Origin of the sequence: Kitasatospora sp. NPDC058243 (assembly GCF_042882025.1) — a bacterium.
Lineage (GTDB): Bacteria > Actinomycetota > Actinomycetes > Streptomycetales > Streptomycetaceae > Kitasatospora.
Genome location: NZ_JBHVWW010000071.1, coordinates 1 through 10,692, shown reverse-complemented (window position 1 = coordinate 10,692; position 10,692 = coordinate 1). Strand labels below are relative to the sequence as shown.

General features: G+C 73.6%; 9 protein-coding genes and 1 pseudogene. 6 read left to right on the top strand and 4 right to left on the bottom strand.

Features of this window, described 5'->3' with window-relative positions:
• Positions 1-94: 94 nt before the first annotated feature.
• The 4 genes from ACFVX9_RS32985 to ACFVX9_RS32970 form a co-directional block, all read right to left on the bottom strand.
• On the bottom strand, positions 95-1,135 hold the full coding sequence (locus ACFVX9_RS32985; protein WP_380487941.1) for an NAD(P)-dependent alcohol dehydrogenase: 1,041 nt from the start codon (positions 1,133-1,135) through the stop codon (positions 95-97).
• Positions 1,136-1,226: 91 nt separating this feature from the next.
• Complete coding sequence (locus ACFVX9_RS32980; protein ID WP_063350353.1) at positions 1,227-1,994, bottom strand: SDR family NAD(P)-dependent oxidoreductase; 768 nt, start codon at positions 1,992-1,994, stop codon at positions 1,227-1,229.
• A 44-nt stretch (positions 1,995-2,038) separates the two neighbouring features.
• Positions 2,039-2,689: a TetR family transcriptional regulator gene (locus tag ACFVX9_RS32975; RefSeq protein ID WP_380487945.1), complete on the bottom strand. Its 651-nt coding sequence runs from the start codon at positions 2,687-2,689 to the stop codon at positions 2,039-2,041.
• Positions 2,646-3,560, bottom strand: a complete 915-nt coding sequence (locus tag ACFVX9_RS32970) for a G1 family glutamic endopeptidase (RefSeq protein WP_387985165.1) — start codon at positions 3,558-3,560, stop codon at positions 2,646-2,648. The genes ACFVX9_RS32975 and ACFVX9_RS32970 overlap by 44 nt, the downstream gene beginning before the upstream one ends.
• A 191-nt stretch (positions 3,561-3,751) precedes the next feature.
• Between ACFVX9_RS32970 and ACFVX9_RS32965 the strand changes: the two genes are divergently transcribed.
• From ACFVX9_RS32965 to ACFVX9_RS32940, 6 genes and pseudogenes are all read left to right on the top strand, one after another.
• Positions 3,752-4,705: a LuxR C-terminal-related transcriptional regulator gene (locus tag ACFVX9_RS32965; RefSeq protein WP_387985162.1), complete on the top strand. Its 954-nt coding sequence runs from the start codon at positions 3,752-3,754 to the stop codon at positions 4,703-4,705.
• Between the two features lie 130 nt (positions 4,706-4,835).
• Positions 4,836-6,248 (top strand): uracil-xanthine permease family protein, encoded by a 1,413-nt coding sequence (locus tag ACFVX9_RS32960; protein WP_380380563.1) that lies wholly within the window; start codon positions 4,836-4,838, stop codon positions 6,246-6,248.
• A gap of 163 nt (positions 6,249-6,411) precedes the next feature.
• Positions 6,412-7,134: a hypothetical protein gene (locus ACFVX9_RS32955; RefSeq protein WP_380346304.1), complete on the top strand. Its 723-nt coding sequence runs from the start codon at positions 6,412-6,414 to the stop codon at positions 7,132-7,134.
• 335 nt (positions 7,135-7,469) lie between these two features.
• The gene (locus ACFVX9_RS32950; protein ID WP_380487949.1) at positions 7,470-8,036 is read left to right on the top strand and encodes a hypothetical protein; all 567 of its coding nucleotides are present in this window, start codon (positions 7,470-7,472) and stop codon (positions 8,034-8,036) included.
• A gap of 175 nt (positions 8,037-8,211) precedes the next feature.
• Positions 8,212-8,731 (top strand): annotated as a pseudogene (locus tag ACFVX9_RS32945) (ATP-binding cassette domain-containing protein); the annotation flags it as partial.
• A 481-nt stretch (positions 8,732-9,212) separates the two neighbouring features.
• Positions 9,213-10,598, top strand: coding sequence for an MFS transporter (locus ACFVX9_RS32940; protein ID WP_063350346.1), 1,386 nt, complete (start codon positions 9,213-9,215; stop codon positions 10,596-10,598).
• Positions 10,599-10,692 lie beyond the last annotated feature (94 nt).

Genomic DNA, 10,692 nt, shown 5'->3' with positions numbered 1-10,692 from the left:
TGGCCCTAACTGTTGAACCGGATGGACGTCCCCGTTCCCACCCCCCCCGATGGGGGGGGGGGGGACCGGGGCCCCAGCCGTCAGCCGTCAGCCGTCAGCCGTTGGGGAGGATGACGGCGCGCCCGTTGATCCGGCCGCTGTGCAGACGCTCGTAGGCGAGCGGCGCCTCGTCGATCCCGTAGGTCTCGACGTGCACGTCCACCGCGCCGGCCCGGGCGAGGTCGAGGACCTCGATCAGCTCGGCGCGGGTGCCCCAGTACGGGGAGGACACCGAGACCTCGTACGGCAGGGCGCCGAAGCCGACGGCCAGGGTGCCGCCGCCGAGGCCGACGATCGTCACGTCGCCCTCCACCGCCACCATCGCGCCGGCCGCGGCCGCCGTGGGCGGGGCGCCGACGAAGTCCAGCACCACCTGGGCGCCGATGCCGCCGGTGAGTTCGCGCACCCGGGCGGGCGCGGAGGCGTCGGAGCGGACCGTCTCGTGCGCGCCGACGCTGCGGGCCAGCGCGAGCTTCTCCTCCGTCACGTCCAGGGCGATCACCCGGGCCGCGGTCATCGCGCGCAGCAGCTGGATCGCGACGTGGCCCAGGCCGCCGGTGCCGATCACCACCGCGGTGCTGCCGGGCGTCAGCTTGCCGAGCGAGCGCTTGATGGCGTGGTACGGGGTCAGGCCGGCGTCCGTCAGCGGCACGGCCCGGACCGGGTCGAGGCCGCCGAGCGGCACCAGGTGCCGGGGGCTGTCCACCACCATGTACTCGGCCATCGCCCCGGGGGCGCCCAGGCCGGGCGGGTGGATGCCCAGTTCGGCGGCGCGCAGGCAGTAGTTCTCCTTGCCCTCCGCGCACTTGGCGCAGTTGCCGCAGCCCCACGGCCCGTAGACGGCGACCGGTTCGCCCTCGGCCAGGCCGGTCACGCCCGCGCCGAGCGCGGCCACGGTGCCGACGCCCTCGTGCCCGAGGGTGAGCGGCAGGGGGAAGGACAGCCGCTCGGCGGGCATGCTCATCACGGCGATGTCGGAGTGGCACACCCCCGCCGCGGTGACCTTGAGCAGAACCTGGCCGGGGCCGGGCTCCGGATCGGGGACGGTGACCACCTCGGGGGCGGCGCCGACGCTGCGGTACTGGACTGCCTTCATGGGTTTCGGACTCCCTCTCTCTGCCCCCGGACTCGACTGTCCCCCCGGTTGCGCTGCCCCGGCCACCGGACAGGCCTGGGCAGCGGGCCGGTCAGCGGGCCGCGTAGGCGCCGTCGACCAGGTGGTAGCTGCCGTGGATGAAGGAGGCCCGGTCGGAGAGCAGGAAGGCGGTCAGTTCGGCGACCTCCTCGGCGCGGCCGAGCCGGCCGGCCGGATGCAGGGCGACCAGCGCCTGACGGGCCTCCTCGTCGGCCGCGCTCAGCAGCGGGGTGTCGATGAAGCCCGGGCCGACGGCGTTGATCCGCACGCCCTGCGCGGCGTACTCCAGGGCGGCGGTCTTGGTCAGGCCGACCACGCCGTGCTTGGCGGCGGCGTAGGCGGGCGAGCCGGCGAAGCCGTTGGTGCCCAGGATCGAGGCCATGTTGACGACGGCGCCGCCGCCGGCCGCCAGGATGGCGGGGATCTCGTAGCGCAGCGAGTAGAAGACGCCGTCGAGGTTGGTGGCCAGGACCCGGCGCCACTGCTCGGGCTCGTACGCGCCGGTGGGGGCCTTCGCGCCGCTGATGCCGGCGTTGTTGACGGCCAGGTGCAGGGCGCCGAGCCCGTCCACGGCGGCCTGGACGGCGGCCCGCACCGACTCCGGGTCGGTGACGTCCGTCCCGATCGCCAGGGCCCGGGCGCCGGCGGCCTCCAGTTCGGCGGCGGCCCTGCGGGCGCCCTCCAGGTCGAAGTCGGCGACGGCGACGGCCGCGCCGCCGGCCGCCAGGCGGCGGGCCACGGCGAGGCCGATGCCGGAGGCGCCACCGGTGACCAGTGCGGCCTTGCCGGTGAACTCCTGGGGGTGGTCGGTGCCGGTCATGGCGTACGTCCTTTCGTGCGGGTGCGCCGGGTGGGCGCGGTGGTTCAGGCCGCCGGGCCGTCGGGGGGCGGTTCGGCGGCGAGCAGGTCGAAGGCCCGTTCCACGAGGTCGGGCAGATCCGGCTCGTCGGCGCCGACGGGGTGGCGGACCCAGGCGCGGGAGGCGGCCTGGAGGGCCGCCACGCCGAGGCCGACGGCGACGGCCGGGCGCAGGTCGTACTCCGCGTCCAGGCCGAGGCGGGCGGCGGCGATCCGGATGGAGGCCTCCTCCTCGTCGACGCAGATCCGCCGGTAGGCGGCGGTCAGCGAGGGCTCGGCGGCGATCAGGCCGAACAGCTCCCGCACACCGGGGCGCCGGTGCCAGGCCGGGTCCCGCTCGTCGCCCAGCCAGACCCGCAGCGCCGCGCGGTAGGCGGCCACCGGGGTCTCGGCGGCGGGGCGGGCCGCCAGCGCCGCGTTGATCCGGCCGAAGTCGGCGCGCAGGCAGTCCAGCACGGCGTCCTCGCGGGAGGCGAAGTACCGGCTGAAGGTGCGGCGGGAGACGTCGGCCCGGTCGGTGACGTCCTCGACGGAGACGGCGGCCAGGCCGCGGTCCAGCACCAGCTGGAGGGCGGCGGCGGCCAGTGACTCGCGGGTGCGGCGCGCCTTGCGGTCACGCCGTCCCTCGGTGGTGTGCTCGGCCTTCTCGGTGGTCACGGGAGCCACCGTACACCCGGAAATGTCCCATTGGGACATGAGTCTCTCTGGGACACGACCCCGGGCCGGGCCCCACAGGAAGGGAGGGGGAGGGGGGGGGGTGTCGGCAGGCTCCCCAGCAGGTTGCGTGGAGAGGGGCACGGCAGACGTACCCCGGGGGGAAAACCTCGCAAGAGGCGCTTCTGAGCGGGGTCTCGGTGTAGGGGCCGCTGTCGATGGCCTGCGGGGAGTAGCCGTCGAAGACCTGGCCGTTGACCGTGACGCCGGAGAAGTCCAGGCGGCTGAAGGAGGGGTAGCTCTGGCTCGGGGACTCGATCACGGCCTCGGCGCTGACGTTCTGGCCGTCGAGCTGCTGGGTGGTGGTCTCGGTCCAGCCCTTGGTGTTGTCGGTGATCTGCAGGGCGTAGCTGGAACCGCCGCTGTTGACCACCGAGGCGGTGAAGCTGTCACCGGCGTCCACCGGGTCGCTGAAGTACTGCGGCGGGGCCGGGTACATCTCGTACCAGGCCGAGTAGACCGGGGAGCCGCTGGAGCAGTCGGCCTGGACGCCGGTCTGCTCGACGGTCTGCGAGCCGTAGCCGTCGATCCCGACCCAGGGGGCGAACAGGTCGTTGGCGGTGTTGCACTGCACGGCGGGCATGGTCCAGGAGCCGGAGACGCTCTGGAAGCCGCTGCCCTGGGCGACGTAGCCGCCCCAGACTCCGCCGTCGTAGCGGGCGCCGTGGCCGAAGCGGTGCGCGCTGCCGTAGCCGTGCGCGGCGGCGTGGGTGGCGGGGGTGGCGGGGGCGGCCGTCGCGGGGGTCGCGGCCGCGGCGGCCGGGAGGGCCAGCAGGGCGGCGAGCACGAGCCGGCCGGTGCGGGAAAGGGCCATGGGGGGCTCCTTCACTGGGAGTTGAGGGGGTGCCGCCCAGCTTGCGGGCGCCGCGGGCGGGCCGGGAAGGGAACCGCGTGGGCAGGAACCCGACATGGCGGGAACATGTCGACCGATCAATCCCTTGATTTCGGGCACCGAGTGGCGCACAGTCGGCTCGTCCACTGGCGGTGCAGGACGAGGAGGGCGCAGTGTCGGGGACGGGCATGCTCGCCGGACTCGGCCTCGGCGCGGTCGAGGAGCAGCTCTACCTGCGGCTGCTCGGCGTCCAGGCCGCCGACCCGCAGTGGCTGGCCGCCCAGATGAACCTCCAGGCCTCGATCGTGCTCGCGGCACTGGTCTCGCTGGCCGCGCAGGGGCTGGTGGAGGCCTGCGCGGCCGGGGCCTGGGCGGCGGTGCCGCCGGACGTGGCGGTGGAGGAGCTGCTGCTGCGGCGCGAGGTCGAACTGCGGCGCGCCCGGGGCCGGATGGGCGAGCTGATGCGCACCTACCGGCAGGGCCGGGACGGCACCGGGTCCGACGCGCCGGTCGAGGTGATCTGCGGGCGCAGATCGGTCGCCGAGCTGTGGCGCACCCTCCAGTTCGGGGTGCGCGAGCGGCTGCGGGTCCTGGACCGGCCCCCGTACATCCGGCGCAGCGATCCGCAGACCGAACTGGCCCTGCTGGCACGGGGGGTGACGACCAGGGTGGTGTACCACAGCCGGGTGCTGCGCGATCCGGAGCGCCTGGCGGAGATCCACTCCTTCGCCACGGCCGGGGAGCAGGCCCGGGTGCACACCGAACTGCCGCTGAAGCTGGCGCTGTTGGACGACCGCTGGGCGCTGCTGCCGGTCAGCGCGGGCACCGAGTTGCAGAGCGTGCTGCTGATCCGGCCCTCCACCCTGCTGGACGCGCTCGCCGGACTGTTCGAGCTGTACTGGGCGCAGGCGATGCGGCTGCCCGCCCTGCCGGAGGAGAATCCGGAGGACCGGCACCGCCAGCTGCTCCCGCTGCTCGCGGCGGGGCTCACCGACGAGTCGATCGCCCGCCAGCTGGGGGTGTCCACCCGGACGGTGCAGCGCTGGGTGCGGGAGCTGATGGACCGCTTCGGGGCCCGGACCCGGTTCCAGGCGGGCATCCAGGCCGCCCGGGCCGAGCTGCTGTGAGCCGGCTGCGCCGCCCCCGGGCCGCGCGAGTGCGCAGGTCAAGGCCGGGCCGGGTGCGCGCGGCAGGCCCGGTGACCGGGAGAATGGTGCGGACAGTTCACCGGAAGTACAGAGAAAGCGAACCCCCACCATGGATCTCGGCGTGCGCTGGAAGCTGCACGGTGACGGGCGTACGCCCGCGCCGGGGGCGGTCGTCCGCCCCGACGAACGGCTCTCCTGGCCCCGCACGGCAGGGCTCGGCGCCCAGCACGTGGTGGCCATGTTCGGCGCGAGCTTCGTGGCGCCCGTGCTGATGGGGCTCAACCCCAACCTGGCGATCATGATGTCCGGCGTCTCGACGATCATCTTCCTGCTGGCCACCCGCGGCCGGGTGCCCAGCTACCTCGGCTGCTCGCTGTCCTTCGTGGGCGTGGCCGCGGTGATCCGGGCGCAGGGCGGCACCAGCGCGACCGTGACCGGTGCGGTGTTCGTGGTGGGCGCGGCGCTGTTCCTGGTGGGCCTCGCGGTCCAGCGGTTCGGGGCGCGGATCATCCACGCGGCGATGCCGCCGATCGTGACCGGCGCGGTCGTCATGCTGATCGGCTTCAACCTCGCCCCCGTCACCGCGTCGACCTACTGGCCGCAGGACCAGTGGACGGCGCTGCTGGTGATGCTGTTCACCGGTCTGGCCGTGGTGTGCCTGCGGGGCTTCTGGTCGCGCGTGGCGATCTTCCTCGGGCTGCTCTTCGGGTACGGGATCTCCTGGCTGTTCGACCGGGTCTTCGGCAAGATCCACTCGGTGGACGCGGGCGGCCACCTCACCGACCACTGGCGCCTTGACCTGTCGGGCGTCGGCAAGGCGGACTGGATCGGCCTGCCCGACTTCCACGGCCCCTCCTTCCAGTGGTCCGCGATCCTGGTCGCCCTGCCCGTGGTGATCGCGCTCGTCGCGGAGAACGCCGGGCACGTCAAGGCCGTGGGCGAGATGACCGGCCAGACGCTGGACGACAAGCTCGGCGTCGCGATCTCCGCCGACGGCGTCGGCTCCATGCTCTCCACCGCACTCGGCGGCCCGCCGAACACCACCTACTCCGAGAACATCGGCGTCATGGCCGCCACCCGGGTCTACTCCACCGCCGCCTACTGGGCCGCGGCCGGCTTCGCGCTGCTGTTCGGCGTCTGCCCGAAGTTCGGCGCCGTCGTGGCCGCGATCCCCGGCGGGGTGCTCGGCGGCATCACCGTCATCCTGTACGGCATGATCGGCCTGCTCGGCGCGCAGATCTGGATCAAGTCCAAGGTGGACCTGCGCAACCCGCTGAACCTGGTGCCGGCCGCCGCGGGCATCATCATCGGCATCGGCAACGTCACCCTGAAGTTCACCGACACCTTCAGCCTCAGCGGCATCGCGCTGGGCACCCTGGTCGTCATCACCGGCTACCACACGCTGCGGGCGCTGGCCCCCGCGCACCTCAAGACGCAGGAGCCGCTGCTGGACGAGGGCACCTCCTCCTACGACGAGGACTCCGAGGGCTCCGAGGGTGCTGAGGGGCCGCGCAACCCGTAACGGACGGGCCCGGGTTCGGGTTCAGGTCGACAGGACGGCCGGCGGAAGTGTCCGAAAAGGCTCTTCCGTCGGCCGTTCCGTCTGGCCGGACGGGCCGGGCGGTGGTCGAATCGCCGCGTACACCCGTCCCCCGCCCCGCGCCACTCATCCCCCCGGGAGAGGCATGTCCCTTCTGACCCAGCGCCGCAAGACCGCCGCCGCGGCCGCCGCCCTCGCCACGTTCGCGCTCACCTGCGGCGGCCAGGCCTCCGCCGCCGACGCGGGCAAGGTCCTGTGGACGCCGAGCACCAGCACCGGCCCGTCCTCGTTCAAGGCGGTCCAGTGCGCGGCCGGCAACTTCGGCGTCGTCAAGGACTCCGTCAAGGGCAGCGTGTGGCGGGCCTTCCAGGCCGCCGGCGAGGAGCGCTGCGAGACGCTCAGCCCGGACCTGAAGGAGGGCGACACCTTCTACCTCGGCTGGTCGTCCAAGGTGGACATCAAGGACACCAACAGCCGGTACGTCTTCCAGCTCAAGTGCTCACCGAGCACCGGCACGGCCAACCACCCGATCGAGATCGACATCGTCAACGGGCGCGTCCGCCTCCAGGAGTGGGACACCGACCACGTCGCGCACTCCCTGTGGACCGCGCAGACGGCCAACAACACGTGGCACTCGTACGCGCTGAAGATCCGCCTGGGCCGCACCGACGGCACCATCGACTTCTGGTTCGACGGCGTGAAGCAGACCTTCACCACCGGCTCGGACACCTTCAAGGGCACCACCTGGGACGGCGACCGCAACTACCTCAAGTGGGGCTCCTACCACCCCTCCACGGGGGATGCGACGAACACCTTCACCAGCCCGGTGATGGCCACCACGCTGGAGGCGGCCACCGCCGGCTCGTGACGGCGCGCAGGCCCGGACCGGTGAGCGGTCCGGGCCTGCGGTTTCAGACGTCGCCGAACTCGCCGCTGCGGACGGCGACGACGACGACGAGTGCAGACGCGGCGCTGACCGCTGGTCAAGCGGTCGAAGACGCCTGGGACTCCTGGGAGCATGGCGACGGCATCCCCCTTCTCCTTCAGGGCGCCCCGGTCCCGATCGGCTGATCAAGCCCGGCCCTTCTCCCCACCGGGACTCCCCCGCACAATCCTTCTTGAGGCACCCGCCATGCTCACAACCCGCCGCCCCGCACCTTCGTCGCCCGTCACCCCCGCCACCGTCTGAAAGCCGCACCACCCATGCACCTCACCAACCTCGCCAAGCACACCCTCTCCCGCGGCGCCACCCCCGCCGCCACCTACGCCCTCCTCGCCCGCCTCGGCCACCAACCCCGACCCGCCGCCCAAGCCGTCTGCCTCGCCCTCGCCATCCCCCACACCGAGACCACCCGCCGCCTCGACGACTGCCACGACGCCCTCCTCGCCAACCCCCGCCCCAACTCCGAAACCGACACCGGCGAACTCCTCGAAGCCCTCGGCATCTTCGACATCCCCGCCACCCTCACCCCCACCCAACGCGCCGTCATCGACCACCTCCTCACCGCCGTCAACGCCCACGGCGACATCCGACCCGGCCACCACCACGGCCTCAACCGCTGGTTCACCACCGGCAACCTCACCACCGCCTACCTCTCCCTCACCACCACCCCACCCCTCCCCCGCACCGGCGACCCCACCGCCTACTGGACCACCCTCACCACCGCCGGTGAACTCCTCACCACCACCAACCCCGACCCCCGCCTCAAGTGCGCCCTCACCCACTGCCGCACCCAAGCCACCCAAGCCACCCAAGCCACCCGCCCATGAGCACGGGAAGTCGACCCCACCGACTTCCTGCGCAGCACGATCACCGGTGGCACAGGGGTGGCGGCCGCCGGATAAATGCCGTGCGTGCCTGGCAGCCGGTGGCTACACTTGCGCGGACTTCGACCGTCCGTATACCGAGGAGACCAGACGTGGTGGTGGACGACGACATCTCCGGGTGAGTCCCGGACCCGGCAGGCCACCGACCGGTGCGTGGAAGCACCGTCGGCGTGGCCCCGTCGTCGCGCCCTCCTCCCATCCGTCTGCCCCCGGGCGCCGGCTGTCTGCTGCGCCGCGCCCTGCCCCCCTCCCGCAGCCCCTGAGCGGCGACCTCACCGTCGCCGAGGTGCTGGGCATCGCCGAGATCGTCCGGGCCATCGACGCCGTGGAGTCCGGGGACGTCGACGAGCGGCACTTCGCCGTCATCGGCGACGACTGGGACATCGAGGAACGCACCCGCGCCCAGCTGGAGCGCCTCGGCCTGGCCCACCTGGCGCTGGACCGGCGCCTGGGCACCCTCAGCGGCGGCCAGATCGTCTCCCTCGGCCTGGCCGCCCAACTGCTCAGGCGCCCCGACGTGCTGCTGCTCGACGAGCCCACCAACAACCTCGACGCCGACGCCCGCGGCCCAGCTGGAGAGCGCCCTGAACTCCTACCGGGGGGCCTTCGTGGTGGTCAGCCACGACGAGCGGTTCCTGCACGGGATCGGCGTGCAGCGGTGGCTGCGGCTGGCCGACGGCGGGCTGGCGGAGGGCGCGCCCGCGTAGCGGACGCGGGGCGCGCACCGGGCCGCGCCGTTCGGCGGGCGCGGGCCGGTGCGCCCGCCGGCGGCACGGCCGGATGTGGCGCCGGTCACACGATCGGGGCCCTCGGGGGCCTCCGGGTGAGAAGGGTCACGCCCGGCGGGCGGGCGGGCGCCCGGGCGGCGACAGGGCCCGGCAGGACTGGGCGGGCGGGGTCGCGACACGGTCCGAGGTCCTGTCCGCTTCGGGACCTTGGTCGCGACTCCGGCCGACCTTCGGCCCGGTGGCGGCCCCCTCGCACCCGGGCAACCGTGGACGGTCGCCCGGTGTGAGCGGGTGATGGCGCCGTCCGCCGGACGGCGTCTTTCCTTGCCGTCTACCCGGCGCACGGTGAGCGGGCCATCCGCCGCCGTACGCTCCGGAGGACCCCCAGCACATGTCCCAGACCATCGACAACGCCCCGTATACCGCCTTCCACCGGAGACTGGCCCTCGCCTGTTCCGGTGGGCCGCTGCTCGACGGCTACATCCTGAGCATCGTCGGCGTCGCCCTGATCGGGATGCGACCCGAGCTCGGCCTGTCCACCGCGGAGGTCAGCCTGATCGGCGCCGCCGCGCTGGTGGGCATGTTCGTCGGCGGCGCGCTCTTCGGCGTGCTGACCGACCGGATCGGCCGGGAGGTGATGTACACCGCCGACCTGCTCGTGATGGTCGCCTGCTCGGTGCTCTCCTTCTGGGTCGACACGGTGTGGGCGATCGCCGTGCTGCGCTTCGTGCTCGGCATGGCCGTGGCCGCCGACTACCCCATCGCCACGTCCCTGCTCGCCGAGTGGCTGCCCGCCAAGCAGCGCGGGCGGCTGCTCGGTCAGCAGATCATCGCCTGGTACGCCGGCTCCGTGCTCGCCTACGTGGTGGGCTACGCGTTCCTGGAGCTGGCCGGGCCCGGCAGTTGGCGGTGGATGCTCGCGAGTTCCACGGTGCTGTGCGTGGTGTTCCTGGTGATCCGTCGCGGTACGCCGGAGTCCCCGCGCTGGCTGGCCGCCCACGGGCGGGTCGGCGACGCGGTGCGCGTGGTCGAGAAGCACCTCGGCGTACGGGTGGACGGCCGCGAGCTGATGCCCGACCCGGCCGAGCGCGGCCGCCCCGGCGGGCTGCGCCTGCTGATGACCCCGCCCTACCGGCGCCGCACCCTGTTCTGCGGCCTGTTCTTCCTCTGCCAGGTCGGCCCGCTGTTCGCGATGCTCACCTTCGGCCCGCAGATCCTCTCCTCCTTCGGCATGCCCGGCGGCACCGTGATGGAGACCCTGGGCACCGGGCTGATCAGCCTCGTCTTCCTGCTCGGCTGCTTCCCGGCGCTGCGCCTGATCGACACCCGCGGCCGGCGCCCCGTCATCATCTGGTCGTTCGCCCTGATGGCCGTCCCGCTGGCCCTGCTGGGCGTGTGGCCCACCGCCCCGGCGGCCATCGCCCTGACGGCGCTGTGCGCGTACGCCTTCCTGTGCGGCGGGCCCAACGTCCTCGACTGGACCTACCCCAACGAGCTCTTCCCCACCGAGATCCGGGCGACGGCGGTGGGCGTGGCGACCTCGGTGAGCCGGATCGGCGCGGCCGTCGGCACCTACCTGCTGCCGCTGTCGCTGTCCGGGCTGGGCACCGGCCCGACCATGCTCATCGCGGCCGGCACCACCGTGGTCGGCCTGCTGGTGTGCGTGCTGTGGGCCGAGGAGACCCGGGGCACCGCCCTGGGCGCTGCCCCGGCCGCCGGCCGCAAGGCCGCCAGGCCGGCCGTCCCGGGGCAGCGCGTCCCGCAGACGGCGCGCTGAGGGCGCGCCGAGCTGCGCTGCGGGTGCGCTGAGCTGCGCTGACGGCCACCGCGTGACGCACCGGCGGCGCTGCCCGGGACCCTCCGGGCAGCGC